Origin of the sequence: Actinacidiphila sp. DG2A-62 (assembly GCF_035825295.1) — a bacterium.
In the GTDB taxonomy this organism is placed as follows: domain Bacteria; phylum Actinomycetota; class Actinomycetes; order Streptomycetales; family Streptomycetaceae; genus Actinacidiphila.
Map to the genome: position 1 here is coordinate 4,317,201 of NZ_JAYMGI010000002.1, position 26,452 is coordinate 4,343,652.

Below are 26,452 nucleotides of genomic sequence, written 5' to 3' on the forward strand. Positions count from 1 at the left end.
GGAACCACAGTTCGGCCTGGGCGTCGTTCAGCCAGCGCCGGCCGTCCCCGTCCGGCAGGTCCACGTACCGGCCTTCGGCCGCTGCCGGACCCGCGCCGTCCAGGAGCCTGCGGCCCAGCGCCCGGACCTGGGCGCCGACCGTCTCCTGCCACTGCGCGCGGTGCGCCTGCGGGTCGGACGTCTCCCCCAGCCCGGCCAGCCACTGCCGGTACGGGCCGTCGAGCGTCGCGTAGCCCACGTCACGGGCTGTAGCGAAGGCCGGCTGGGGTCGGAGCCGACGGCCCGCGCGAGATTGCCGGCGAGCCGGCCGAGCGCCCGCACCGCCTCGTCCGCGTCGGCGACGGCATCGACCGCGGCACGGCCGTACGCCGGTCGTTCCTCGTGCAGCACGACCACAGGGAGCAGGATCTGGTCGTCCGTGATCTCGTCGACGACCGACTGCTGTGTGCCGTAGGCGGCCCCGACGATGCGGGTGCGCAGCAGGCGGCGCTGCGGCAGATAGTCCTCGTACGCCAGCCGTGCGAGCCACCGGACGATCCCCGGGGGGAGGGTCGTCGCCGCGCCCTGCCGCTGCTCGGCTCCGTCGCGTGCCTGGCCCTTGTCGACGAGGAGGGCCGCCAGGCCGCGCCACGCGGCCCGGTTCGGATCGTGCTGGCGCGGCATGTAGACCTGGGTGCGCCCCAGCTTCTTCGCCTGCGCGGGGCTGTCGCGCCAGCCCGTCATCGGCTCCCGGGTGTGCCGGTCGTGCGGTGCGAGCGGGTCGCCGTAGCACAGGACGACGCCGGTCACCTCGCCGTCGCTGTGGTGCAGGCGGATGCGCCGGCTCTGCCAGGTGTAGAGGTCGCGCGGGCCGGACGGACGCGGGTCGTCGGGGTCGGACACCAACGGGCGGGCGTCGGGGGCCGGTCGGCGCCAGGCCGGCCTGTCGTCCTTCTCGACCTGGAGGAGTTCGTCGTCGGCGGAGACCAGGTTGAGCAACAGGGTCTCCCTGAGCGTGTCCCCCTCGGCGAAGACGCCGCCGAGGTTGCCCGCCCAACCCGTGCCCAGCGGGTAGCCCTTGCCGCCCTTGACCCGCGGGTCGCCGACCGCACCGGACTTGATCCCGGAGACGTCGAAAGCGTGGGCGTGCACCAGCCAGCGCGCGGCCTCGGCAAACCCCAGCCGCTCGGGGCCGGGTTGGCGCATGCTGAAGAACGGATCGCCGTTGGGGACGTCGGCGACGATCCTGCTCAGCGGGCCGATGTCGTTCTTCTCGGTGTGCAGGTCCGCGACTTGGAGGAACGGCTCGCTCGGGTGGAGCAGGTCGAACCGGTCCCGGTGCCGGTCGAGGTAGTCCGGCACGGCGGCGAAGGGGTCGCCGGACTCCCACAGTTCGCCCCAGTCCTCGATGTCGGCCGGGCCGTCGACGGCGTCGTGAAGTACCGCGAGCAGCAGCCGCAGCAGGGCGAACTCCTGCGTGGGCACGTCGCCCACGAGCCGCCGCAGTCCGTGGGCCTGTGCGAAGACGTCCCGCAGCGAGAGTTCGACGGTCGTCCCGTCCAGCCGCTGTACGGGAATCCACGGCCGGGAGACCAGGTCGAAGGAGGGCACACCGTCCACCATTCTCACGTCGCCGGCACCCTCGGGTGCCACGAGGAGCCCGTCGGTCGGGCTGTAACGGATGTCGTGGCCGCCCAGCCGGGCGCGGCCGTCCTCGTCGAGGACCAGGAACAACTCCCCGGCCAACCACGGGCTTTCCTTGACCTGCCAAGCCCCGGGACCGAATGCCTCCAGTTCCCGGATCGTCCGGTCGACCGCCCACGGCTTGGAGAAGTGCCAGGGCAGGTTGAGCGCGCTCGCGGCGGCGGCGCGTGCCGCCGCCGGCGTCGGCACGGCGTGTTCCGGCAGGTCGAGGCCCCCTCGGCCCTTGTCCAGCCAGGGGAGCGTCCGGAGTGTGCCGTCGCTCCGCCGCTGGACCACCAGGACCTCGAGGGTGTCGTCGGTGTCCCGCACCTGGGCGCGCCCCGCCGCGGTGTCGTCGGCGTCGCCCACGCCCGCGTCGATCCAGCCGATGATCGGCCGGCCCTCGCGGCGTACCGGACCGAGCCGGAAGACCTCGGCGCGCTGACGCTTGTCTGCGAGCAGCGTCCGGTACGCCTGCCGGGCCTCGTCCAGGTCCGCAGCCCAGGCGCCGGGGCCGAGCGGCTCGTCGCCGTACGCCGCCTGCACGAGCGGGCTGATGTCGTCGGGCAGGCGCAGCGGCCGGCCGTCCAGGTGCGGGCGCAGGACCGCGAGGGAGCGCAACAGCAGGTGGCGGCCCTCGTAGACCTTGACCGAGCCGGGCGCGGGTGTCGGCGGGCTCGCGGCCCAGTCGGTCACGCCGGTGACCAGGCAGCGGGCCGTACGCAGCCGGGGCGGCCGGGCCCGGCGGTGGCGGTGCACGCGACCCATCCGCTGCAACACCAGGTCGACCGGGGCGAGATCGGTGACCAGCAGGTCGAAGTCGAGGTCCAGCGACTGCTCGACGACCTGGCTGGCGACGACGATGTGCGGGCCGCTCGGCCGGTCGCCGTTGGGGCCGAAACGGGCGAGGAGTTCGGCGTCCTTGCGTGCGCGGTCGGCGGCCACGAAACGGGAGTGGGCCACGGTCACCCGGTCCTCGCCGAAGCGCTCGCGCAGCCGCTCGGCCGCCTCCTGCACGCGGTCGACGGTGTTCCGGACCACCAAGGCGCAGCCGCCCTCGGCGAGTTCGGACTCCAGGCGGTCGACCAGGCACGCCACGTCGTCGTCCAACGGCTCGACACGGACTTCGGTGCGCCGGCCCGACGCGGCCTGCGGCTGCGCGACGACGGTACGCCCCTGCGGGGAGACCGCGGTGAGCAGCGGATACGCGTCGGCCGGCGCGTCCGCCTCCGGCACCGGATGCCCGGCGTACGCCTCGGCGAGCGCGCGGCGCCGGCCCGCGGGCAGCGTCGCCGACAGCAGCACGACGGGCACGCGGTAGGCGGCGAGCCACTCCAGCACGCGCTCCAGGTACGTGCTCATGTAGGCGTCGTACGCGTGGACTTCGTCGATCACGACGACCTTGCCCGCGAGCGCGAGGTGGCGCAGCGCGAGATGCCGGCTCTTCAGCGAGCCGAACAGCACCTGGTCGATCGTCCCCACCGCGAAGGACGCGAGCAGCCCCTTCTTGCGGCCGCGCAGCCACTGGTGGGCCTGGAGGCCGGAGGGACGACGGCGGTTCTTCGCCTGCGGGCCGTCGAAGTCGTCGCCGCCGTCCAGGTCGACGGCGGCGATCGTACGGCTGCTCCTACGAGCGAGGCCCGCCCAGGCGTCGTTGAGCGCGGACTTGGCGTGCGCCAGGAACACCGAGCGCGGCCCGTCGGCGGGGAGGTGGTCCAGCCAGTCGATCAGTCGCGTGAACATCGCGTCGCCGGTGGCGCGGGTGGGCAGGGCGATCATGCAGCCGCCCGCCTGGGTGCGGGCCGCGAGGATCTCCGCCGCGGCGAGCGCGGCCTCCGTCTTGCCTTCGCCCATGGGCGCTTCGATGACCAGGAGGCCGTGCGGGTCCATTGCGCGCGCGATCGCTACCGCGTTCTCCTGAACGGGCCTGATCGCAGCGTCCTTCGGCAGGTCGAAGCGGGCGGCGAACAACTCGGCGGCGGTGCCGGGCGGTTCGTCCGGCGCCCAGGGGGCGGGCAGGTCCAGCCCGCGCCAGGCCGCCTCCAGCCGCTCCTCCTGCGGGCGTACGGTGCCTTCCGCGGTGACGTACGGGAACAGCTCGGCGGAGCTGGCGATCCAGTCGGCCAGGATGACGATCGCGGTCAGCGTGACCTGCACCGGCTGGGGCAGCTTCACGTCCTTCCAGCTCACGTCCTTCCAGCTCACGTCCTTCCGGCTCACGTCCTTCCAGCTCACGTCCTTCCAGCGCTTCGACGCGCCGAGGTCGTCGGTGGCGCCGGCCATCCGCGCGCAGGCGTCCATCAGCTCGAACTGCACGCTCTTCCACAGGGATTCGCTCTCGCCCGGGGTACGTATCAGCTCCGGGTGCAGGGTGAGGTCGTGGATGCGCTGGTGGCCCGGCGGCACGCCGTGGTGACCGCCGACGACGACCGCGAGCTGCCCGGCGGTCCGGCTCGGCCAGCCGTGCCGTTCGCTCAGCCACTCGGCGAGGAGGAGCTGGCCGGCCAGCCCGTGGGGCGCCAACTTGCGGTCCTCGCGGAGCCGTTCGAAGGAGGCCATGGCGAGGCCGTGGCGCCGCATGGTGTTGGCCAGCGTGTCGACCTGGCAGGCGAAGGCGGGGGTGGCCTTGCCGATGTCGTGCACCCCGGCCAGCCACACGGCCAACCGCCGCCCGTCCGCGGTCCCGCCGGGCAGCGCGTCCCCCACCAGCGCCTTCACGTTCCCCGGCAGCCACGCGTCCCACAACCGCCCGGCCACGGCGGCAGTGTCGGCCATGTGCTGCCACAGCGGCAGCCACCCCTCCGTGTCCCGGTCATGCTTCCCCCACGCACTGCGCGCGGCCCCCGAAACCCCCTCGAACACCCGCGCCCCTGCGGGTGACGTGCCGTTCATGGCAGCACTTGACCACAGCGCGTGTGCTGACAGTGAGCGAAGTCCATACATGACGTCAATCGATCGTTTCTGATCACTACGAGCGGACGGCGGCGCCTTTTGCCATCTCCCGGCGGCGATCGGGGCCAGGCAGCCCCGCCGTCCGAAGAAGGGCCTTTACGCCGCAGACGAAGGCCGCACGAGGAGCCTGGGACTCATGGCCGCAACACCGTGCGGCCGCCCTGCGCCTCGGTCAGCACTGTGTAGACGCTGGCTCCAGCGATCCCCAGTTCGACCAAAGAACGCGTCGATCCTTGTGGCGGCGTGGTGACAAGCAAAATCATGAAGATCAGCCAAGGCCACGGGGAGCCATGCCGGCCCCATTGATACGAACCGCTTGATAGCATGGCGGAGCTCCTGTCGACTTTCAACGGTGGCAGGGTCATCGGGCCGGACCCAGCAGCTTTCCTCTCCTGGCGCGGAGAGGCGCTGGGGTCGGCCCGATTTTGTTGTTCTGACCTGTCAACGGCGCGGGTCGCCCCCGGATGCGCTCAGGAGGGCTGAACCACCCGAAGGGGTGAAGCGCCTTGTTCAGTAGCAGTCCGCTGATATCGCACTGCATCCAGTTCGCCTTCTGGGTCCAAGCCGCCTAAAGCGGCCGAATGAGCGGGAGGGCGAAGATTGCGCGGGTCAGCAAACCAACATGTCAACCCCGCGCTAGCGGGGAGCAACTTTCATCTCGATAAATATCCCCCTGAATCCAGGGGTCAGCTCCTGTCGTCCAGGAGAGCAACGTCTATCAGCGGTCACGACCGGATTCGCACAAGTTGACGCGAGTGCGGCAACACCTCCGCGGGGCGCGGAGAGTTCAGCTCAGTGGCAGAGAACCCGCCGAAGCCGTTGAGGGCAGCCCCACCCGCGTGGGGACCACATCAACAACGTCAAAGTAGGCCGGAGCGTTACGGGGCAGGCCCCGCGGGCGCGGGGAGCACACCCGGCCCGACGGCGCGCCGACCCTCAACGAGGGAAAAGCCCCGCTCGCGCGGGGAGCACGCGTTGATCGACCAGAGGGCCACTACGTATCCGGGAACAGCCCCGCTCGCGCGGGGAGCACGTGCACCGCCATGGCGGCCCCCTCCTACGCGCGGCAACAGCCCCGCTCGCGCGGGGAGCACACGAGCATCCGCTCCCCGCCGAGCTGGATGACGGGAACAGCCCCGCTCGCGCGGGGAGCACGGCGGCCGCGGCGGTGGTGCGGGTGTGCATGGGGGAACAGCCCCGCTCGCGCGGGGAGCAAAGCCTGTGTGAGACCACCGCGCTCGAGGTGACGGGACCAGCCCCGCTCGCGCGGGGAGCACTTGTCTGGCGCCTTCGCCTTGTCCGGCTTGACGGGAACAGCCCCGCTCGCGCGGGGAGCACGGACCCGGGGCGGCCGGTACAGCTGGCAGGCGGGGAACAGCCCCGCTCGCGCGGGGAGCACCGCATCCGGTCCGACCCGATGTCGCCGCGCGGGGAACAGCCCCGCTCGCGCGGGGAGCACTGCAGGGCCGTCCACCGCTCGGGCTCCACGTCGGGAACAGCCCCGCTCGCGCGGGGAGCACGAGCCGCACGACGACCTGATCGACGCCGACGCGGGAACAACCCCGCTCGCGCGGGGAGCACGACGCAAGCCGCAGGTAGTCGTTCCACAGCTCGGGAACAGCCCCGCTCGCGCGGGGAGCACCGCGCGAACGCTTCCACGCTCACGTCACCAGGGGGAACAGCCCCGCTCGCGCGGGGAGCACCTCGCCGCGGCGCCGCCGGTGGTGCCGCCGACGGGAACAGCCCCGCTCGCGCGGGAAGCACACTCGTACCGGTGACCCCGCGCTGACCTGCGAGGGAACAGCCCCGCTCGCGCGGGAAGCACATCGCGCTGCCGACGCTCAACAGCTTGTCCATGGGAACAGCCCCGCTCGCGCGGGAAGCACGCAGCGTCGCAGGCCGCCGCCGGTGACCTCGTGGGAACAGCCCCGCTCGCGCGGGAAGCACCCCTGCGCGCGGCCATGGGGAAGTGACCCCGTGGGAACAGCCCCGCTCGCGCGGGAAGCACGGCGCGGCATGGGTGGCCAACCCGCACAACTGGGGAACAGCCCCGCTCGCGCGGGAAGCACAGACCGCGATCGTCGGCAGTGAGGAGACGGCCGGGAACAGCCCCGCTCGCGCGGGAAGCACGCATTGTCGCCGTGGTAGGCCACGTAGAGCCGGGGAACAGCCCCGCTCGCGCGGGAAGCACTGCTTGAGGTGTATTGGACGCAAGGCCGCTCCGGGAACAGCCCCGCTCGCGCGGGAAGCACGATCGCGCACACGTAGTCGCGCAGGGGCAGCAGGGAACAGCCCCGCTCGCGCGGGAAGCACAGAACCCCCCGACGCCTGGCAGGGAGCGGGGGAACAGCCCCGCTCGCGCGGGAAGCACGTGGAGCCGTTGAACCCCGTGCTGGGGCCCCAGGGAACAGCCCCGCTCGCGCGGGAAGCACATAAGGGTGTCCTCCCAAGACTTAGCCGCCCGGGGAACAGCCCCGCTCGCGCGGGAAGCACGGGCAGTCGAAGCAGGCGGTTTCGCTGGTGCCGGGAACAGCCCCGCTCGCGCGGGAAGCACGAACGAAGGCGACGAAGGCGCGCATGCCAGCGGGGAACAGCCCCGCTCGCGCGGGAAGCACAGAACCCCCCGACGCCTGGCAGGGAGCGGGGGGAACAGCCCCGCTCGCGCGGGAAGCACTGCTTGAGGTGTATTGGACGCAAGGCCGCTCCGGGAACAGCCCCGCTCGCGCGGGAAGCACATTTCCGCTCAACCCCCACACATTCGTAACCGGGGAACAGCCCCGCTCGCGCGGGAAGCACGCCCCCGGGCCCGCCCCCCGAGCCGGGGGCGCGGGAACAGCCCCGCTCGCGCGGGAAGCACGCCCCTGCTGCGCCGGGGCGCCGCGCGGTACGGGGAACAGCCCCGCTCGCGCGGGAAGCACGACAGCGGCCTGATGCCCGTGCAGATCGGCGTGGGAACAGCCCCGCTCGCGCGGGAAGCACATTTCCGCTCAACCCCCACACATTCGTAACCGGGGAACAGCCCCGCTCGCGCGGGAAGCACACTCATTGACCTGGCACTTTATCCGGGCAGACTCTGGATTTTACTTACTTTCAGAGAATCGGGCGCAACATAACAAAAGACACTAACCGCTCGGCTCACGCCAATCCCTTCGCCCGCACTCGCGTTCGCGAGCCCGTCCCCTTCTCCGCTGATCGTCGGCACGATCTACTCACCCTCCCGCCTCGCCTCCGGCAGGAGCAGGTCCCGCTCCGGATGTGCCTCTCTGCTCACGGAGCCGCTGACGCCGAGGTCGACACGGGCGGCCTCGTGGAAGGCGTTGATCGCGCGGAAGACCGCGCGGTTGCGCTCGCGCCGGTCGGTCAGGGTGCCCGCCTGCTTTCCCGTCGCTTGTCAGTCGACCGCGCGCGACGCCGCGTTGAGGTCGTGCGCCGCCTCGATCACCTCGTCGCCGGCCAGCAGCATGATCCGCTCGAACGCCCGGCCCTGTAAGCGGATCGCGTCCGCGAGCTGGCCGCGGAGCTGCGGCTCGGGATCGTCGCTCGCGCGGATGCCCTCGCGGTGCTCGTACAGCTCGACCGCGAAGAAGACGGCGGCGCGCACGCGGTCGACGTAGTTCTCGTAGGCGTCGAGCTTCTTGTCGTCCCAGCGCGTGAGCAGCTCGCGGCGGATGCGCTGCCGCTCGGTCCAGTAGTTCGTCACGTACGTCATCAGCGCGCCCAGCAGCACGGCGACGATCGTCAGGACCTGCTCGGACGTGTCCACGCGGCGCCCCCACCCCCATGAGGTCATCAAGACGTCTTGAGGATCTTAGGGGCCCGGCGGCGTGCAGGGCAGTGTTACGGTGCCCGTGGCCCCCGGCGGAGAGGCGTACGAATGAGCGGCCCGACGAGAGAAGTCCTGGTCACCCTCGGGCGGCGGTACGTACGCAGCGCGCCGGGCACGTACGGCAAGGCGCGGCTCGCCGACCGCTGGCTGAACCCGCACCTGCGCGACCAGCCGCGCCGCAGGGTGACCGAGACCGCGGTCGGCGCGCGGTTCGCCGTCGACACACAAGACCTCATCCAGCGGTACCTGTACCTGTTCGGGGTGTGGGAGCCGCGGATGACGCAGTGGCTACGGAACCGGCTCGCGTCCGGCGACACCTTCGTCGATGTCGGCGCGAACATCGGGTACTTCAGCGTGCTGGCGTCCCAACTCGTCGGCCCGCGCGGGCGGGTGGCCGCGATCGAGGCATCCGAGGCGTTCACCGCGCGGCTCGTGCAGAACGCGCGCCTCAACCGCTGCCGCAACATCCGCACTGTGCACACCGCGGTCTCCGACCGGCAGCAGACGCTCACGTTCATACTGGCCAGCTCCGCGAACATGGGCGCGAACAGCATCGTCCCCTACGACGGGCCGGCCGAGTCGACGTTCGACATCGAGGCGTACCCGCTGCCCGAGATCCTCGATGCGGACGAGATCACAACGGCGCGCGTCATCAAGGTCGACGTCGAGGGCGCCGAGGGCAGCGTCGTCCGCGGCATGGCCCCGATGCTCGGCCGGCTCCGCCCCGACGCCGAGATCACTGTCGAGGTCACCCCCGAGCGCATGGGCCAACTGGGCGACGACGTCGAAGAGTTGCTCGACACCATGCGCGGCGCCGGCTTCCACGTCTACCGCCTGGCCAACGAGTACGCCGCCGCGTCGTACCCGACTGCCCTGCGCGGGGCGTCCGCTGTGCCCGTACGCTGGCGCGGCCCGGTGACCGGCGAGAGCGATCTGATCTTCTCGCGGGTGGACGCCGAGACCTTGCCCTGAACCTCCGGCTCCATCAGGTGCGAACCGCGCGAAGCCCCGCCCGCGCGCCGGAGTCTGGCGTGCGGGCGGGGCCGACTGCTGCGAGGGGACCTCAGCTCAGCGCGTGGTGCTCCGTCCAGTCCTCGCGGTACGCGACCAGGCGGGGCAGGACCTCGTGTTCGAGGCGGTCGGCCTGGGCGCGGAGGGTCGCGGCGAAGTCGGCCAGGGCAACCGGGTCGAGGGCCGGCGCCCACACGTCGTGGATCAGGTGGACGTGGGCGACGGGGAGCGCGGGGCGGCCCTCGTCGGGGTCGGGGCGGCACTCGATGTGGCCGGCGAAGACGGGCGTCTCCTCCCCCAGACCGTAGCCGCCGGGCGCCAGGCGGAGGGTCTGGCCCTCGAAGGGCGCGCGGTGGCAGATGTCGTCCAGGCGGACGGCGAGCCGGTCGAGCGGGACGCTGCTCGCGCTCGGGTCCTCCTCGGCCCAACCGGGCAGGTAGCCGCTGGTGACATGGCCGCCGACCGTGGTCAGCGTCCACTGCCGGCCCGGCGGCACGATCGCGCCGGACGCGGGGGTCACGGTCGACGCGCTCAGCGCCTCCCCTTCGGCGCAGCCCTCGCTCGCGGCAAGTGCCCCCGGGGCCGCAGCCCCCTCGGGCACGGCACGGGCAGCCGGAGCACGTACGGTCTGCTGCTCCGTGGTCTCTGCGGCCTGTGTGATCTTCACTGTTCCTTCTCCTCCTTCGATTCCGGCGTGGTTTCCGCGGCAACGACCGCCCACACCAGCTTTCCGATGCCGTCGCGTTCGCTGACGCCCCAGCGCGCGCCGGTCAGCGCGTCGACCAGAGCGAGCCCGCGTCCGGACTCCTCGTTGCCCTCGGTCTGCTTCAGCGCAGGCCAGGTCGCGCACGCGTCGTGCACCTCGACGCGCACGCCGCCGGGCACCCGCTGGTAGCGCGTCGCGATACGGCGGTCGCGCGGACCGCGGGCGTGCCGTACGGCGTTGGTGAACAGCTCGCACAGCACCAGCTCCGCGACGTCCGCGAGTTCGGCCAGGCCCCATGCCTCCAACTCGCGCCGCAAGTGGCGTCGGGCACGCGGCACGCAGCGCGGACTTCGCTGCCAACTCCAGCTCACGGCAACCCAATCGGGCGGCGACGCCGGCGGGTCCAATGTCGCCGCGGCGGCGGTCCCCAGGGCCGGGGACGCCGTGCGGAGGGATGTGTCGATCATCGCGCCGCGCCTTTCTGGTCCGGTTCGCAGTGGTGGTCGGGGTCGGGGTGTCGGGTGGCGAAGGCGATGCGAGCGCGGTCTCCGGGCAGGACGACGAGGGCGTACGCGAGAACGCGCGCCTCCTGCGTGTCGGGCTCGGACCGCTCGGCGACGACTCGGCGCTCGATCGCAAGGACCGGCGTACGTACGGCGATGCGCAGCGACTGTGCTTCCGCGTCGGTGGGAAACCGTGCGGTGACCTGGTGCGTTGCACGTGCCGCAGGCCCGGCGGCCCGGTCGGCGAACTGTTCGAGGAGGTCGTCGCCCCACGGGGAGAGCGGGACGGATGGGGGCTCCAACTCATGTGCCGCGTGCGGTACGTACAGGTGCGTGAGGCTGTGCGGAGTGTCGCCACGGTGGGCGAGGCAGACGTACCGCGTGACCGTGGTGTCGGGCGGTACGCCGAGTCGCGCGGCCACCTCGCCGGCTGCCGCGACCTCGCTGAAGCTGGACACGACGTGCAGGTCGGCGACTTCAGCGGCGCCCGGGTGGCGGCCCGGGTACGTGAGCCGGGGAGCGGGTTCGCGGACGAAGTTGCCGCGACCCTGGACCTTTTCGACCAGCCCCTCCGCCTGGAGGACGCCAAGCGCGTCACGAAGCGTCGGCGTGCTGACCCGATAGTGCGCGGACAGCTGCCGTTCGGACGGCAGCCGCTCCCCCGTGGTCAGCGCGCCCGAGACGATACGCCGCCGGAGATCGTCGGCCACCTGTTGATGCCGGGCGCTCACGCGACGGCTCCCGCCAACTCGTAGCCGTACAGGGTCCGTTCCTCGGCGGTGAGGACATACGGCCGGACGAGCGGTATGTCGTCACCAGACAGCGGTACGAGCGGTGGTGCGGGCGAAAATGCGGGCTGCTCGTACGGCCTCGTACGCCGTAAGGGACGTGCGGCGAGGGCACCCGCGGGGCCCAAACTCGCCGATTGGAACGGACGTTGGCGGTGACATCCCGCTGGACGTGCCGGCTGCCGCCTCAACAGGCGTAGTGCTCGGCGGAATCGGACGTACACGTGGATCAGCTCCTACGGCTGAATGCGCGGCGGCTCGCCCGGGGCGTCGCCGGCCGTGGCCGGGCCCGTGGGGCCGCTGGTACGGATGGCGGCCCAGAGGACGCGGCCGCGCGCGGAGTTGTCGGTGAGGCCGAACCAGTCGGCGGACTCCAGCGCCGCCAGGACGCCGGGCCAGGACTCGTCGGGGAACGAGGCCGGGACGATCGCCTCGACCGTGACGTGCCTCGGGTGCTGCTTGCGCTGTGGTCGGAGTCCGGCGGCGGCGAGGCGCGTGGTGATGTCGGCGATGCGTGCTTCTGGTGGCGGCACAAGGGTGTCCTCCGTTGCCGTGCGAGCACTCTCAGTGAAGCTAGTTAACTAGATTAGAGCTAGTGGACTAGATTGTCCACATGCCTGATCAGCCGCCGTATCTCCGCATCGCCGACGTGCTCCGCGAGCGCATCGCGAACCGGGAGTGGGCGCCCGGCGACCGCCTCCCGTCACGCGCCGAGCTGGCGCAGCAGTACGGGGTCGGCGACAACGTGATCCGGCGCGCGCAGGAGCTGCTCATCTCGCTCGGCACGCTGGAGGGGCGGGCGGGCTCGGGTACGTACGTGGCCGCGCCACGAGAGCGTCTGCGGATCGTGCGGTCCATCTACCGCGAGCAGACCGGGGGTTCGCCGTTCTCCGCGGACATGGCGGCGCTCGGCAAGCGGGGTACGTGGGAGAGCCGGACCGACGCGAAGGTCCCGGCCCCGGCCGACATCGCGGCCCGACTCGGCATTGCCGAGGGCGACTTGACCGTCCGAACGGCCTACGAGTTCCTCGCGGACGGCAAACCCGTCCAGCTCTCGACCAGTTGGGAGCCCTACGCCCTCACGGCCGGCACCTTGATCGTCCTCCCCGAGGGCGGCCCCCACGCCGGCCTCGGCGTCGTCCGCCGCATGGCCGAGATCGGCATCACCGTCACCCGCGCGGTCGAGCAGCCCTCACCCCGCGCGGTGACCGCCGAGGAAGCCACCCTCCTGGGCGTCCAGAAGTCCACGCTGGCGACGCACATCGTGCGCACCTACTACGCGGAGGACGGCCGCCCGGTCGAGACGGCGGACATCGTGGTCCCCGCGCCGACCTGCGACATCGTCTACGAGGTCCCGGTCACGCCGTAGGGCCACGCGGCGGGCGTGGGGAGCACCGGCGTGATGCACTATGTAGAGTTTTGGAATCTGCGGGGGGTGCCGCAGGCACGGGGAGCACGACTCCAGCCAGTGCAGCCGATGCGGCGGCTAGGGAACAGCCCCGCGGTCGCGGGGAGCACGTCACCTCCGCCTACCCCGCCTCCGGTGCACTGGGAACAGCCCCGCTCGCGCGGGGAGCACGGCGTCGCCGAAATCAAGCTCGGCACATTCGGGGGAACAGCCCCGCTCGCGCGGGGAGCACGTAGGTCGTCCACGCGCCCAGACCCTGTTGGCGGGAACAGCCCCGCTCGCGCGGGGAGCACTGGAGCGAAGGCGGTCTCGACACGGCGCTGCAGGGAACAGCCCCGCTCGCGCGGGGAGCACTAGCGGGTGGCGTACTCGAGAAGCGGGACGTCGGGAACAGCCCCGCTCGCGCGGGGAGCACCACGGCCGGCACAGCGGGCACTCCAGCGGCGAGGGAACAGCCCCGCTCGCGCGGGGAGCACGCGAGCGACCAGTGGCGTGCCCGCGCGGGCGTGGGAACAGCTCGCGCGGGGAGCACGTGCCGACGCCAGCCGTCGGCGCAACCGTGCCGGGAACAGCCGCGCTCGCGCGGGGAGCACATCAGCAGGGCCTCGACGCACTCGGCCAGGTCGGGAACAGCCCCGCTCGCGCGGGGAGCACCGGTCGAGGCGGAGCGGGTACTGGGGGAGCGCGGGAACAGCCCCGCTCGCGCGGGGAGCACATCAACTGGCCGAGGTCGGCGACGGACTGGGCGGGAACAGCCCCGCTCGCGCGGGGAGCACTGGCACGGGGCGCAGACGCACGACCCGGGCGGGGGAACAGCCCCGCTCGCGCGGGGAGCACGGCGGCCAGCACATGGTGATTTACGAGTGCCGGGGAACAGCCCCGCTCGCGCGGGGAGCACGTGCACACCCCGAAGGCGTTCGTGAAGGTGACGGGAACAGCCCCGCTTGCGCGGGGAGCACATCCCCAGCGGCTTGGCCGGCGCGGCGAGTCGGGGAACAGCCCCGCTTGCGCGGGGAGCACACTTATTGACCTGGCACTTTATCCGGGCAGACTCGGGATTCTACTTACTTTCAGGGGATCAGGCATAGCAGCTCACAAGCCGCTTAACGCTCGACTCACGCCAATCCCTTCGTCCGCGCTCCGCGAGCGCCGGCCCGCCCCCCGTGTCCGCTGATCGTCGGCACGGTCCACTCGCCGTCCCGCCTCGCCTCCGGCAGGAGCAGGTCCCGCCCCGGGTGGGCCTCTCCGCTCACGCCGACGTCGCCCCGGGCGGCCTCGTGAAAGGCGTCGATCAAGACCGCCCGGTTGCGCTCGCGCCCGTCGGCCAGGGTGCCGGGAGTCCTGCCGGTGGCGTGTCGGTCGACCGCGCGCGACGCCGCGTTGAGGTTGTGCGCCGCCTCGATCGCCGGTGTGTGGTCGCGGGACCTGGCCGGTGAATCCGATCGCAGGCTGACCACACGAACTGGTCCGCGGCGGTCTCCAGGGGCACACACGTGGGGCGGCTCCCGGAAGTCCGGGGGCCGCCCCACCTGCACGTCTACCGCTACCGCGGAGGCTGTGGGATTTGAACCCACGGTGACATCGCTGCCACGACGGTTTTCAAGACCGTTCCCTTCGGCCGCTCGGGCAAGCCTCCCCGCGCAGGCGCCGCCGGGGGAGGCGGGGTGCGCGGGGGACAGCGTAACGCGGGGTGGGGGTCAGTTGGAGTCGCCGGTGCGGCTGCCGAGGGTGACGGTCGTGGTGTGGGAGGAGCCGTCGCGGGTGTAGGTGATGGTCGCCTTGTCGCCGGGCTGGTGCTGCCAGATCTCCCCGATCAGGGTCTGGCCGCTGTCGATGATCTGGTCGTCGAACTTGGTGATCACGTCCCCGGCCTTCAGGCCCGCCTTGGCGCCGGGGCCGCCCGCGGTGACCGCGTCGGAACCGCTCGCGATCTGCGCGCCCTCGCCCTGGTACTGCGTGTTCAGGCTGACGCCGATCACCGGGTAGACCGGCACGCCGGTCTTGATCAGCTGGTCGGCCACCCGGCGGGCCTGGTTGATCGGGATCGCGAAGCCGAGGCCCACGCTGCCGCCCTGCTCACCGGGCTGGCTGGTGCCGCCGGGCTGGATCGCGGAGTTGATGCCGATCACCGCGCCCTGCGCGTTCAGCAGCGGGCCGCCGGAGTTGCCCGGGTTGATCGACGCGTCGGTCTGGATCGCGCTCATGTACGACGCGCTGCTGCCCTGCTCGTCGCTGGACGCGACCGGGCGGTGCATCGCGCTCACGATGCCGGTGGTGACCGTGCCGGACAGGCCGTACGGCGCGCCGATCGCGATCGTGGCGTCGCCCACCTGCGTCTGGTCGGAGTTGCCCAGCGGCAGCGGCGTGAGCTTCGCGCTCGACGCGTTCTTCAGCTTCACCACGGCCACGTCGTAGCCCTGGGCGCGGCCGACGACCGAGGCGTCGTAGGTGGTGCCGTTGGAGAACGTGACGGTGAGCTTGCCGCCGTTCGCCGCCGGGGCGACCACGTGGTTGTTGGTCAGGATGTGGCCCTGGGTGTCGAAGACGAACCCGGTGCCGGTGCCGCTCTCCTGGCTGCCGCTCGCCTTGATGGTCACGACGCTCGGCAGCGCCTTGTTGGCGATGCCCGCGACCGACGTGGGGGCGCGGTTGAGTGCCTTGGTGTCGGCCGGCGCGGAGACGGTCGTCGAGCCGTTGTCGTTGTCGTTGTTCGCGATCCCGTAGCCGATGCCGCCGCCGACGCCGCCCGCGACCAGCGCGGCCACCACGACCGCGGCGATCAGGCCGCCGACGCGCCGCCGCTTGCCCTCCGGGGGCGTCGGCACCGGCGCGCCCCACACCGGTCCGCCGGGCCCGCCGGGACCCCCGGCGCCGGGCTGGGCGGGCGGGGCGTCGTAGACCGGGCCGCCCGCCGCGTACGCCGGGGTGGTCGGCACGGCGTACGGGTCGGAGGTCCCGTGCCCCGAGCCCCCCTCGTGCGAGGGCTGCTGGGAGTGCTGGGACGGCTGGGGCTGCCCGGCCTGCCCGGCCTGGGTGGGCGCCGCGTGGGGCTGCGGCGGCTCGTAGGGCTGCTGCGGCTGGTGGGCCGGCGGCTGGTGCGGCTGGTGCGGCGGCGGCTGCTCCGAGGCGAAGCCGACCGGCGGCGGCGCGTCGTGCGGCACCGGCGTCCTGCCGTAGCCCTCGTGCGGACGGTCGTACGGGTCGTGGCCGCCCGGCCGGCCGTACGGGTCGTGGCGGTCGTACGCGGACGAGGCGGCGCCCGGCTGAGTCCCCGACTGAGCAACCGGCTGAGCGCCCGCCTGACCGCCCGCGGTGGCCGCGCCGACGCCCGCGGGCACCGGCTCCGGCTCGGAGGTGCCGCCGGCGACGCCGCCGGACAGCGCGGCGGGCGGCGGGCCGTACGGCGACGGCGGGCCCACCGGCGGCGGCGCCTGGAGCGGCGATCCGGCGGCCGGGGGAGCGGCGGGGGCGGGCGGGGCCGGAGGCGCGGACGGCGTCGCGGGAGCAGCGGGCGCGGACTGCGTCGGCAGCACCGCCGTGCGCGGGTCCTCCGCGGCGGCGGTCGACGCGGAAGCGGAAGACGCCGCGGGAGAGGCGGACGACGCGGACGGCGCCGCCTCCGACGATGCCTCCGATGCCCCCTCGGCCGCCGAAGGAGCGGACGTGGAGGATGCGGATGCGGAAGAAGCAGAAGAAGCAGAAGAAGCAGAAGAAGGCGCCGCGGAAGACGCGGCGGCCGCGGCCCCGGTGCTGTCAGCCGCGGCACCCTCGTGCCCGGCCGCCGCCGGCTCCACGGCCGGAGCCGGCACGGAGGACCCGGACCCGGCTTCGTTCTCGGTGCTCACAGCAGTTCTCCTCTGGAGGTTCAGGACAAGGACACCCACGGTCCAACGTTTACGTGGACACAGCATTTCCCACGGCGTGTCGGACCGCCGTAAGCGGTAGCTGTGCGCCCATGTGTGGGCCTCCTGTGCTTCCGCGTCACGGTCGCCACGCCGCGCGGCCGCCGCTTCCGGGGCCCGGGTGGCACGATGGCCCGGTGACGTTTGCGCGTGTTGCCCCCGATGCGTACCGGGAGGGACGGCCGGTCCAGGTCGTCGCCCACAGGGGCGCCTCCGAGGACGTACCAGAACATACGCTCGCCGCGTACCGGAAGGCCATCGAGGACGGCGCCGACGCGCTGGAATGCGATGTGCGGCTGACCGCCGACGGCGAGCTGGTGTGCGTGCACGACTGGCGGGTCAACCGCACCTCCAACGGGCGCGGCGCGGTGTCCTCGCTGGAGCTCGCCGACCTCGCGGCGCTGGACTTCGGCTCCTGGAAGGGCCAGAGCGCCGACGCGGAGGCCCCGGAGCGCTCCGACGAACGCACCGGCGCAAGCAGCGGGGAACGCGCCGGCGACCCCGCTCACGGCCCCGCCCACGGCCCCGCCCACGACAGCGCCGAGGGGCGTTACGGCGACGCCAACCGCGTCCTCACCCTCCACCGCCTCCTCGAACTCGTCGCCGACACCGACCGCAGGGTCGAGCTGGCCATCGAGACCAAGCACCCCACCCGCTGGGCCGGCCAGGTGGAGGAGCGCCTGCTGCAGCTGCTGCGGCGGTTCGGGCTCGACTCCCCGGCGCCCGGCACGCGCTCGGCCGTCCGGGTGATGAGCTTCTCGGCGCGCTCGCTGCGCAGGATCCAGGTGGCGGCGCCCGCGCTGCCGACCGTCTACCTGATGCAGTACGTGTCGCCGCGCCACCGCGACGGACGGCTGCCGGCCGGCGCGGCCATCGCCAGCCGAGCCTGCGGATCGTGCGGGCCAACCCCGGCTACGTGGACCGGCTGCACCGCGCCGGCCACGCCGTGCACGTGTGGACCGTCGACCGGCCCGAGGACGTGGAGCTGTGCGTGCGCGCCGGCGTCGACGCGGTCATCACCAACCGCCCGGCGCAGGTGCTGGCGCAGCTCGGCCGCTGAGGCGGCGCCGGGGCGACACCCCGCCCAGTGGTGGTCGCGGGCCGTCGTGGCCGGAAAACATGGTTGCCCCGCTCACAGTGTGTGCCCCGGCGCACGCGGAGCGCCGTTCACACGCCGGATCGTGTCGGTGGCATAGGCGCAAAGCACCCCGGATCGTATGCGCCGCAAGAGATCGCCGTTGGCTTGTTTCCGGTCGAGGCACAGGGGGCATCCCCTCTGTGGCGTGGGGTGAAGGAGGTCTCGGGGGTGTCGTTGATGGTCGCGCAAGAAGTGCCGACGTCCACGACCATGGCCCTGCCCCATGGTCCGACGGGTGTCGCGGACGCACGGCGCCGGCTGCGTGCGGATCTGGACGCGCACGAGGTGCCGGACACCGTCGTCGACGACGCGGTCCTCATCCTCTCCGAGCTGCTCAGCAACTCGTGCCGGCATGCCAGGCCCCTGGCGGCGGCCGATGTTGAGCTCCGCGGGCGGACGGGTCGGGTGGGCGCTCAGGCGCCCGCCGGTCGTTTCGGCGTCCGCGAGGACGGCGACGGCGGCGGTGACGAGGAGGCGGGCCCCGGCATACGCGCCGCGTGGTCGGTCGAGGCGGACGGGCTGCTGGTCCTGGAGGTCACCGACGGCGGCGGGCCCACCCGGCCGCGCCCGGCCAGTCCCTCCCTGACCGCGCACGGCGGCCGGGGGCTGGGGATCGTCGCGAGCCTCGCGCTGCGCTGGGGCGTGCGGGACGCGCCCGGCCAGGTCACGGTCTGGGCGGTGCTCGCGGTCCGCGGCCGGCACGCCCGGCGCGATGAACCGCTCGGCGCCGGCGGCGGCATGGGGCTGCCCCGCGGCATCCCCCTCGACCTGCCGCTCGACCTCGCCGAGTCGCTGGAGGACCTCGCCTGAGCACGGCGGGGACGCTCCCTGCGCCCGGGTGACGCGCATGCCCGAGTCACCAGCATGCCCGGGTGACGCGCGTGCCCGAGTGACCCGCACGCCCGGATGACGCGCGCGCCCGGGTCACCGCACGCCCGGGTGACCCGCCGCGCGACGCGGAACGCCGCGCCCCGGCGGGCGCTAGGCTCGCGGCCGTACCGACGCCGTAAGCCGTAACGGGAGAGACCGAGCCATGGCCAAGAAGCGCGCGACCGCCGTCAGGAGCAAGGGCCGGCAGGCCGGGAGCGGGGACGGACGCGGGAACGGGAGCAGTCCGGCCGACGGCGCCGTGCCGGTGGTCGGCGCCCGCGAGCCCTGCCCGTGCGGGTCGGGCCGCCGCTACAAGGCGTGCCACGGCCGGGAGGCGGCGCACGCGGTGACCGAGCTGGTCCGCCGGCCGTTCGAGGGCCTGCCCGGCGAGTGCGACTGGATCGCGCTGCGCGAGCTGGTCCCCGCGGCCACGGTCGACCTGACGCTGAAGGGCGGGCTGCCCGAGGGCGTGCCCGCGGTGACGCTCGGGACCGTGCTGCCGATGGCCTGGCCGGCGCTGCGCCGCGACACCGGCGTGGTGCTGCTGGGCCTGCAGAACGACGCGGCCTCCGGCGACATCAGCCGGGACCTCGCCGACACGCTGTCGCGCGCGCTGACCGCCGAGCCGGGCAAGCCGGTGGAGAGCCGCCGCCCGGCTCCGGACGGCCCGCGGCTGCAGGACCTGCTGGACCTCGACGCGGCGTTCGAGCCGGTCGTGCACTCGGGGTTCGAGTTCTGGCTGGAGGAGGCGGACGCCGCCACCGGCGACGTGGCCGCGTCCCTGGAGCGGGCCAACCAGGCGGCGATCCCGACCGTCCGGCTGTCCGGCGTGGACGCCGCGTACTGGTGCGAGACCCCGGAGAAGAACCACCTGCGCTGGGTCATGCCGCACCCGGAGGAGGAACTGCTCGACGCGCTCGCCCGGCTGCACGCGGCCGGCGCGTCCTCGCTCGGCGAGGGCACCCGGCTGGTGGGGTCGTTCCGCGCGCACGGCCTGCTGGTGCCGGTGTGGGACCTGCCGGTCGGGATGCCGGCCGACGAGGTCGAGAAGCCGGCGGCGGCGTTCGGCGAGCGGCTGGCCGAGACGCTCGGGCGCGGTGAGCCGCTGACGGCGGAGGAGCGCAGGGCCCGCAGCGGACTCATGAACCGCCAGATCACCCTCAGCTGAGGCGACCGGGACGCCCCTGCCCCCGCCGCGGTCGGTGCCACCGCGCGTGCGGGGCCGGGGCCCCCTTTCGGGGGTGCCGACTGAGCGGTCGGTCAGTGATTCCGATCACAACTCCCATGTATACGCTGGTAAATCGCCTCAGGCATCCGATCTGTGAATTTGCGATCGGCTGAAGTCTTGTTACCGTTTGAACAGCCCGGTCGCTGATGCATCCCCCGTCGTCAGCGACCGGGCGTTGCCATGTGTGGCCCCGGAGTCACCGGCTTCGGCCACCGCGAGCGGGAGCACCACGGCCAGCGCGGCGACGCTCGCGAAGGCCACGCGCCGCAACCCCTCCGCCCGCATACGGGCCTGGTCGTCGGAGGTCTGCCGCGATCCGCCCTCGGGTGCGCGCCGCGCCCGTGACGCGCCCTCGGGCACTCGCCGCCGTGACGCGGCCTCGGGCGTCCGCCGCCCGCGTGTCCCGTCCGCCACCGATCCGCCCGTCACATCGCTCGCCCGCCGCACATCCCACGACCATAGCCCCGGGCGCGCCACCGGACGCCGTCAGCGCCGCGGACACGGGCGTCGCGTAGCGGAGGTGGCCGAACGGCTCGGGACGCCTCGGACGACCCGGACGACCCGGACGACCCGGACGACCCGGACGACCCGGACGACCCGGACGGCCGGAGCAGCCGGAACAGCCGAAACAGCAGGGCCTGCCCGAACAGCGCGATCAGCCCGAACAGCCGAAAGCCGCCGGAGGCGGCGACGCGGCCCCGGCGGCGGTCAGGCGTGGAACGTGGACGACGAGTGGAGGACTTCTGGACGTACTGGACGGGCGAGCTCGCGCGAAGAGCGAGGACGGGCGGAACGCGAGAGCGACTCAGTAACGCAGCCGGTCGATGTCCGGCGCGGTGCGGCCGGCCCGGACCAGCGCGTCGACGAGCGTGCCGATCCGCGGCAGCCACAGCAGTCCGTCCTCGTCGACGCCGCCCGCGCGGACCACCGCGCCGCCGGCGCCCTCGGTGTCCTCCCCGTCGGCCGCGCCGCCCGCGCCGTCCCCCGAGGGCATCGGCTCGCGCACCCAGTACGGCTCGCCCGGCGCTCCCGGCGCGTCCTCCGCGCCGCCGGCCGGACCGGAGGGCGGCAGCGGCACATAGCCCCCGTCGCCGTGGTAGCGCAGCGAGGTGGGCACCCACTCCTGGCTGTCGAGGAGTTCGCCGAGTTCGTCCAGGGAGTAGGGCGCGACCAGGAAGACGTACCGGGTCGGCGTGGCGATGACCGGGCCGAGCCGGATGCCGAGGTGCTCGATCACCGACAGGGCGCGCTCGCCCGCCACCGCCGGCAGGCTGGCCGCGGACACGCCGTCGCCGGTGGCCAGCACGATCGGCGCGTCGGGCGTACGGGACCACCACCAGCCGACCATCCGCGGGTCGCGGGTCGCGGCGAGCAGGCCCGGATCGAGCGGATGGCCGCCCGGCACCGGGCAGTTGGGACGCGGACACGCGCACGCCGGCGGCTGTTCGCGGGCCGGCCCGCCGGGCTGCCGCGCGGACTGCCCGGAGAGCGCCGAGAGCCCGCCGCGCACGGACAACGGGCGCCGGCCGATGCGACGGGGGTCGAACCCGACGCCCGGCACCACGCGCCAATTCCACTGACCGGCGTACGCCAGCGCGGCATCCCGCACCGCGGTACGCGCCTTCCGCCGGCCTGAGATCTTGCGTCGCCTTCCGAGGATCTCGCGCATCAGCGCTCGTTCCTTTCCGTTAACGCCCAGGGATCTGCCCATGACACAACGTAACTGTGGAGCACACCGCGTACGAGGCAGCACATCACGCTGCCAGCCGAGCGTGGAACATGGCGGAGGGTGGCGCTCGTGTGGCGCTCGTTGCACTCAAGCCCTGGTCAGGAACCATGTCCACGGCTCCTGCGGGCGCAGCACCCCTCACCACTCGGCGCTGGGTCGGCCGTCACCTGTTCACGTACTACGACGCTGCAACCGGACTCCGGGTTCCTACCCATCACCCGCAATATGACGCGCTGTTGGCTGGGATCAGTCGACAGCGCGCATGAAGCGGGGGTATCGCTTTTCGGCCAACGTACGGGGTGGGCACCGGATGCCGCAAGACTCCGACACCTTTTCCGGTACCGGGACAATCCTGGACACCCCATGGCCGTGCGTGTAGAAGTGGGTTCCTTGGTAGCGGCGCAGCACGACATGGGGGTTTGCGATGCTATTCATGCAGATGCTCCGCTCACAGCGGACGAAAAGCGCTGATTGCCCCACCTACCGGTCGCTGGCCGGAAGTTCCCGGCCATGACTCCCGCCCACCTCAGAAAAGTGGCCGGAACAGAGCCGCCTCCTCCCGTACAGGCGGAAACTGACGCCGCGCAGGCGGCACCGGTCTCCGGACCGGCCGCCGGGTCCGTCGGCGCGCCCGTGGCACCGACCTGCGGCGCGGGTCCGGCGGCCGCGATCGCCGCCGTCGCCGCGAGCACCGCTCCGCAGGGTCCGACCCCGCCGGACGCCAGGGGCGTTCCGCGTCCGGCGGAGGGACCGCCGGACGCCGGTCCCCCGGCTCCGGGCCCCGACATCTCTCCCGCCCCTCCCCTTTCTGCGCCCGCTGCTTCCACTTCCCTCACTGCTTCCGCCCATTCGGCGCCGTCCGGCTCCGCCGCCGCGAGCGGACCGGGCGGCGGCGCGGCGATCGCGCCGGCCGTGCAGGACCGGCTCGCCTCCTGGGTCTGCGACCTGTCGCTGCTGCACGAGCTGACCGAGCGGCTGGGCCGTACCTCCGTCCTCGACGACGTGCTGCACGAGGTGCTGCAGGCCGGCGCGACGCTGGTCGGCGCGCACCGCGGCGCGATCACGCTCGCCCCGGCCGACGGCCTCGGCCCCGACCTGACCGTCGGCCTCGGTCTGCGCCACCACGACCTCGGCGCGCTGGAGACCGTCCGCTACGACACGGGCGGGACCGGCGCGGGCGGGACCGAAGCGGGCCGGGTCCGAGCGGGCGAGACGGGTGCGGGCGAGACGGGCGTAGGCGGGGCGGGTGCGGCCGGGACGGGCGCGGGCGAGACGGGCGCGGGCGGAGCCGAGGACGCGGCTTGCGAGTCCGTGCACCGCGACCTGCTCCACGACGCCGCGCTCGGCGCCCGGCACCGCGAGGTCGCCGCGCAGCTCGGCATCGGCGCGGCCTACGCGCTGCGGCTCGCCTCGGAGACCGACGGCCGGCTCGGCACCGCGGTGTGGTTCTACGACGAGCCGGCCGAGCCCGCCGAGGCCCGGCGCCGGCTGGTCGGGCTCTATCTGCGGCACGCCGCCGAGCACCTGGCCCGCTGTCTGGGCCTGGCCCGCGCCGAGCGCGCCGCCGCGGCCCTCACCGCCGAGCTGCTGCCGGCCCGGCTGCCGCGGGTGCCCGGCGTGCGGATGGCGGTGCGGCACGCGACGGGACCGCGGGGCGGCGGCGACTGGTTCGACGCGCTGCCGCTGCCCGAGGGCGCGCTCGGCCTCGCGGTCGGCGGGGTCACCGGCGCGGGGCCGGGCGCGGTGGCCGCGATGGGCCGGCTGCGCGCGTCGCTGCGGGCGTACGCGGTGATGGAGGGCGAGGACCCGGTCGCGGTGCTCTCCGACCTGGAGCTGCTGTTGCGGCTCACCGAGCCGGCCCGCGCGGCCACGGCGCTCTTCGCGTACACCTCGGCCCCCGTGCCGGCCGGCGGAGGCGGCGGCCCGAGCGGCGGGGCGGTCGTCGGCGCGGGCGGGAGCGCGGGCGGCGACCACGGCCGGAGGGTGACGCTCGCCGGGGCCGGCCACTGCCCGCCGCTGCTGGTCGGCGACCGGCGCTGCGAGTACGTCGAGACGTCGCTGTCCGCGCCGCTGAACATGCTGAGCTGCTGGGAGGCGCCCAGCGTGGAGCTGATCGCGCGCCCCGGCGAGAGCCTGCTGCTCTACACCGACGGGCTGCTGCACCGTACCGGGGAGTCCACCGACCGCGCGTTCGCACGGCTGCACGCGGCGGCCCAGGGAGCGCCGCGCGCGGTCCGCGAGGACCCGGAGCGGCTGGCCGACCACGTGGTCGACGCGGTGCTGCCGGACGGCCTCGACGCGACGGACGGCGCGGAGGACCTGGTGCTGCTGGTGGCGCGCTTCGACTGAGCGCGGCGAAGGCGCCGGGCGCCGCCCCGGCACGGCCGACGGGCGCCGCCCGCCCAGCCGGGTGCACCCGGCCGCGTGCACCCGGCCGCCGTCCCCAGGCCGCGTGCCCCCGAACCGCCCCTCCCCGGCCCCGGCCCCTGACCCGCCCGCGCCGTCGTCCCTCCCCCGCCCCGCACATACGATGGGACGAAAGGTTCATACGCGAGGAGGCAGGACGTGGCGGAGGCCGAGGGCCAGCAGGCCGTCGAGGAGCAGCGGGCCGGGGACGCGGCCGAAGGCGCGGCCGGGGACGCGGCCCCGAGCGCGGCCGAGGACGCGCGGGAGCGGTCCGGCGAGCAGGGCGACGCCGACAAGCCGCCCGTCAAGCAGCGCAAGAACGGCCTCTACCCCGCGGTCTCCGACGAGCTGGCCGCCGCCATGAAGACCGGCTGGGCCGACACCGAGCGGCACGGCCTGGAGCCGATCCCGCAGGCCGCGCAGACCGCCGCCCGCCGCGCCGCGCTCTCCGCGCGCTTCCCCGGCGAGCGCATCGTGGTCCCCGCGGGCAACCTGCGCACCCGCTCCAACGACACGAACTACCTCTTCCGCGCCGCCACCGAGTACGTCCACCTCACCGGCGACCAGACCGAGGACGCCGTGCTGGTCCTCGAACCCCTCGCCGACGGCGGCCACGAGGCCGTCGCCTACCTGCTGCCGCGTTCGGACCGGGAGAACGGCGAGTTCTGGCTGTCCGGCCAGGGCGAGCTGTGGGTCGGCCGGCGCACCAGCCTCACCGAGGCCGAGCAGCTGCTCGGGCTGCCCTGCCGCGACGTCCGCGAGGTCGCCGACCTGCTGCGCGAGGCCACCGGCCCGGTCCGCGTGGTGCGCGGCCACGACGCCGGCGTCGAGGCGGCGCTCACCGACAAGGTGACCGCCGAGCGCGACGCCGAGTTGACGGTGTTCCTGTCCGAGCTGCGCCTGGTCAAGGACGAGTTCGAGATCGGCGAGCTGGAGAAGGCGTGCGAGTCCACCGTGCGCGGCTTCGAGGACGTGGTGAAGGTCCTGGACCGGGCGGAGGCCACCTCGGAGCGGTACATCGACGGGACGTTTTTCCTGCGCGCCCGCGTCGAGGGCAACGACGTCGGCTACAACTCCATCTGCGCCGCGGGCCCGCACGCCACCACCCTGCACTGGGAGCGCAACGACGGCCCGGTCCGCTCCGGCGAACTGCTGCTGCTGGACGCCGGCGTGGAGACCACCACCCTCTACACCGCCGACGTGACGCGCACCCTGCCGATCAGCGGTCGCTACACCCCGCTCCAGCGCATGATCTACGACGCGGTGTACGACGCGCAGCAGGCCGGCATCGACGCGGTCAAGCCGGGCGCGGCCTACCGCGACTTCCACGACGCGGCGCAGCGGGTGCTGGCCGAGCGCCTGGTCGCGTGGGGGCTGTTGGAGGGCCCGGTGGAGCGGGTGCTCGAACTCGGCCTGCAGCGCCGCTGGACGCTGCACGGCACCGGCCACATGCTCGGCCTGGACGTGCACGACTGCGCGCACGCGCGCACCGAGGCGTACGTGGACTGCACGCTGGAGCCCGGCATGGTGCTCACCGTGGAGCCGGGGCTGTACTTCCAGACCGACGACCTGACGGTGCCCGAGGAGTACCGCGGGATCGGCGTGCGTATCGAGGACGACATCCTCGTGACCGCGGACGGCAACCGGAACCTCTCCGCCGGCCTGCCGCGGCAGGCGGACGAGGTCGAGTCGTGGATGGCGGCGCTGCGCGGCTGACGCGGCGCCGGGAGGGCGAAGGGTCCGAGGGCGGCCGGCGGCCGGGCGGCCGGTAGGCGGAGCCAGGGTGGTCCCAGGGTGGTCCCAGGGGGCCCCAGGGGCCCCAGGGCGGTCCCAGGGGCGAAGGGAAGCGGCGCTACGACGCCTTGAGCAGCGCGTCGTCGCGCCACTTCAGGACCTTGTCGAAGGCGACGACGGTGCCGTGGCCCGGCCGGTCGTCGAAGTGGACGTGGTCCACCAGCGCTTCGATCAGGAAGAGTCCGCGTCCGTGCTCGGCCTGCCGGCCCCTTCGGGTCAGCGGCCGGGCCGTGCGCAGGACGCGGTCGCGGGGAAGTCCGGGCCCGGAGTCGGCCACCTCGATACGGCAGTGGTCGCCGTCGATGTGTGCGGTGACGCTGTACCCCGCGGCGGAATCGGCGTGTTCCACGGCGTTCGCACAGGCCTCGGAGAGGGCCACCGAGAGATCGAAGGAGATGTCGGGGTCGACCCCGACGGTCTCCATGGTCCCCAGCAGGAGCCTCCGCGCCAGCGGAACGCTCGCAGCCTCGCGCCGCAAATGGAGTGACCACCAGATGCTCATGCTCCAGCCTCCTGGCTGCGGCTCGAC

At 73.5% G+C, this 26,452-nt stretch carries 16 protein-coding genes, 1 tRNA gene, 1 pseudogene and 3 CRISPR repeat arrays; of the genes and pseudogenes, 7 read left to right on the forward strand and 11 right to left on the reverse strand.

The window, feature by feature from the left end; all coding sequences use genetic code 11:
* Positions 1 to 27 precede the first annotated feature (27 nt).
* Positions 28 to 4,437: a type I-E CRISPR-associated protein Cse1/CasA gene (gene casA / locus VSR01_RS19335; RefSeq protein WP_326450453.1), complete on the reverse strand. Its 4,410-nt coding sequence runs from the start codon at positions 4,435 to 4,437 to the stop codon at positions 28 to 30.
* A 1,120-nt stretch (positions 4,438 to 5,557) separates the two neighbouring features.
* A CRISPR array of direct repeats spans positions 5,558 to 7,654; the repeat unit is 29 nt; unit sequence GGGAACAGCCCCGCTCGCGCGGGAAGCAC.
* A gap of 351 nt (positions 7,655 to 8,005) precedes the next feature.
* Positions 8,006 to 8,377 (reverse strand): hypothetical protein, encoded by a 372-nt coding sequence (locus VSR01_RS19340; RefSeq protein ID WP_326450454.1) that lies wholly within the window; start codon positions 8,375 to 8,377, stop codon positions 8,006 to 8,008.
* Positions 8,378 to 8,488: 111 nt separating this feature from the next.
* On the opposite strand from VSR01_RS19340, the gene VSR01_RS19345 reads away from it, so the two are divergent.
* Complete coding sequence (locus tag VSR01_RS19345; RefSeq protein WP_326450455.1) at positions 8,489 to 9,412, forward strand: FkbM family methyltransferase; 924 nt, start codon at positions 8,489 to 8,491, stop codon at positions 9,410 to 9,412.
* A gap of 91 nt (positions 9,413 to 9,503) precedes the next feature.
* Here VSR01_RS19345 and VSR01_RS19350 read toward each other — a convergent pair whose 3' ends face one another.
* From VSR01_RS19350 to VSR01_RS19365, 4 genes are all read right to left on the reverse strand, one after another.
* On the reverse strand, positions 9,504 to 10,118 hold the full coding sequence (locus tag VSR01_RS19350) for a DUF6907 domain-containing protein (protein ID WP_326450456.1): 615 nt from the start codon (positions 10,116 to 10,118) through the stop codon (positions 9,504 to 9,506).
* Entirely contained in the window at positions 10,115 to 10,495 is a 381-nt protein-coding gene (locus tag VSR01_RS19355; protein WP_326450457.1) for an ATP-binding protein, read from the reverse strand. The genes VSR01_RS19350 and VSR01_RS19355 overlap by 4 nt, the downstream gene beginning before the upstream one ends.
* A 125-nt stretch (positions 10,496 to 10,620) precedes the next feature.
* The gene (locus tag VSR01_RS19360; protein ID WP_326450458.1) at positions 10,621 to 11,391 is read right to left on the reverse strand and encodes a GntR family transcriptional regulator; all 771 of its coding nucleotides are present in this window, start codon (positions 11,389 to 11,391) and stop codon (positions 10,621 to 10,623) included.
* A gap of 293 nt (positions 11,392 to 11,684) precedes the next feature.
* Entirely contained in the window at positions 11,685 to 11,981 is a 297-nt protein-coding gene (locus VSR01_RS19365) for a hypothetical protein (protein ID WP_326450459.1), read from the reverse strand.
* An 80-nt stretch (positions 11,982 to 12,061) separates the two neighbouring features.
* Between VSR01_RS19365 and VSR01_RS19370 the strand changes: the two genes are divergently transcribed.
* Complete coding sequence (locus tag VSR01_RS19370; RefSeq protein WP_326450460.1) at positions 12,062 to 12,817, forward strand: GntR family transcriptional regulator; 756 nt, start codon at positions 12,062 to 12,064, stop codon at positions 12,815 to 12,817.
* A gap of 120 nt (positions 12,818 to 12,937) precedes the next feature.
* A CRISPR array of direct repeats spans positions 12,938 to 13,333; the repeat unit is 29 nt; unit sequence GGGAACAGCCCCGCTCGCGCGGGGAGCAC.
* Positions 13,334 to 13,420: 87 nt separating this feature from the next.
* A CRISPR array of direct repeats spans positions 13,421 to 13,876; the repeat unit is 29 nt; unit sequence GGGAACAGCCCCGCTCGCGCGGGGAGCAC.
* 95 nt (positions 13,877 to 13,971) lie between these two features.
* Here VSR01_RS19370 and VSR01_RS19375 read toward each other — a convergent pair.
* The 3 genes from VSR01_RS19375 to VSR01_RS19385 form a co-directional block, all read right to left on the reverse strand.
* Complete coding sequence (locus VSR01_RS19375) at positions 13,972 to 14,313, reverse strand: hypothetical protein (RefSeq protein ID WP_326450461.1); 342 nt, start codon at positions 14,311 to 14,313, stop codon at positions 13,972 to 13,974.
* Between the two features lie 92 nt (positions 14,314 to 14,405).
* Positions 14,406 to 14,492 (reverse strand) — tRNA-Ser (locus tag VSR01_RS19380).
* A gap of 61 nt (positions 14,493 to 14,553) precedes the next feature.
* Positions 14,554 to 16,389, reverse strand: a complete 1,836-nt coding sequence (locus VSR01_RS19385) for a S1C family serine protease (RefSeq protein ID WP_326450462.1) — start codon at positions 16,387 to 16,389, stop codon at positions 14,554 to 14,556.
* Positions 16,390 to 16,895: 506 nt separating this feature from the next.
* Between VSR01_RS19385 and VSR01_RS19390 the strand changes: the two are divergent.
* The 3 genes and pseudogenes from VSR01_RS19390 (at position 16,896) to VSR01_RS19400 (ending at position 19,934) form a co-directional block, all read left to right on the forward strand.
* A pseudogene (locus VSR01_RS19390) lies at positions 16,896 to 17,818 on the forward strand (glycerophosphodiester phosphodiesterase).
* Between the two features lie 246 nt (positions 17,819 to 18,064).
* Positions 18,065 to 18,706 (forward strand): ATP-binding protein, encoded by a 642-nt coding sequence (locus tag VSR01_RS19395; protein WP_326450463.1) that lies wholly within the window; start codon positions 18,065 to 18,067, stop codon positions 18,704 to 18,706.
* A 223-nt stretch (positions 18,707 to 18,929) separates the two neighbouring features.
* Positions 18,930 to 19,934, forward strand: coding sequence for a DUF5926 family protein (locus VSR01_RS19400; RefSeq protein ID WP_326450464.1), 1,005 nt, complete (start codon positions 18,930 to 18,932; stop codon positions 19,932 to 19,934).
* Between the two features lie 865 nt (positions 19,935 to 20,799).
* On the opposite strand, the gene VSR01_RS19405 is transcribed toward VSR01_RS19400, so the two are convergent.
* Positions 20,800 to 21,663, reverse strand: a complete 864-nt coding sequence (locus VSR01_RS19405) for a bifunctional DNA primase/polymerase (protein ID WP_326450465.1) — start codon at positions 21,661 to 21,663, stop codon at positions 20,800 to 20,802.
* A 960-nt stretch (positions 21,664 to 22,623) separates the two neighbouring features.
* Here VSR01_RS19405 and VSR01_RS19410 point away from each other — a divergent pair.
* The gene (locus tag VSR01_RS19410; RefSeq protein ID WP_442785687.1) at positions 22,624 to 24,072 is read left to right on the forward strand and encodes a PP2C family protein-serine/threonine phosphatase; all 1,449 of its coding nucleotides are present in this window, start codon (positions 22,624 to 22,626) and stop codon (positions 24,070 to 24,072) included.
* A gap of 216 nt (positions 24,073 to 24,288) precedes the next feature.
* Complete coding sequence (locus VSR01_RS19415) at positions 24,289 to 25,845, forward strand: aminopeptidase P family protein (protein ID WP_326450466.1); 1,557 nt, start codon at positions 24,289 to 24,291, stop codon at positions 25,843 to 25,845.
* Positions 25,846 to 25,981: 136 nt separating this feature from the next.
* Here the strand turns inward: VSR01_RS19415 and VSR01_RS19420 are convergent, their stop codons facing one another.
* Positions 25,982 to 26,425 (reverse strand): ATP-binding protein, encoded by a 444-nt coding sequence (locus VSR01_RS19420; protein ID WP_326450467.1) that lies wholly within the window; start codon positions 26,423 to 26,425, stop codon positions 25,982 to 25,984.
* Positions 26,426 to 26,452: the final 27 nt, after the last annotated feature.

Excerpts from the sequence above, each read along its gene's own strand:
- casA (WP_326450453.1), bottom strand. The coding sequence starts at position 4,437 with ATGGCCGACACTGCCGCCGTGGCCGGGCGGTTGTGGGACGCGTGGCTG.
- VSR01_RS19345 (WP_326450455.1), top strand. The coding sequence starts at position 8,489 with ATGAGCGGCCCGACGAGAGAAGTCCTGGTCACCCTCGGGCGGCGGTAC.
- VSR01_RS19370 (WP_326450460.1), top strand. The coding sequence starts at position 12,062 with ATGCCTGATCAGCCGCCGTATCTCCGCATCGCCGACGTGCTCCGCGAG.
- VSR01_RS19400 (WP_326450464.1), top strand. The coding sequence starts at position 18,930 with ATGGCCAAGAAGCGCGCGACCGCCGTCAGGAGCAAGGGCCGGCAGGCC.
- VSR01_RS19405 (WP_326450465.1), bottom strand. The coding sequence starts at position 21,663 with ATGCGCGAGATCCTCGGAAGGCGACGCAAGATCTCAGGCCGGCGGAAG.
- VSR01_RS19420 (WP_326450467.1), bottom strand. The coding sequence starts at position 26,425 with ATGAGCATCTGGTGGTCACTCCATTTGCGGCGCGAGGCTGCGAGCGTT.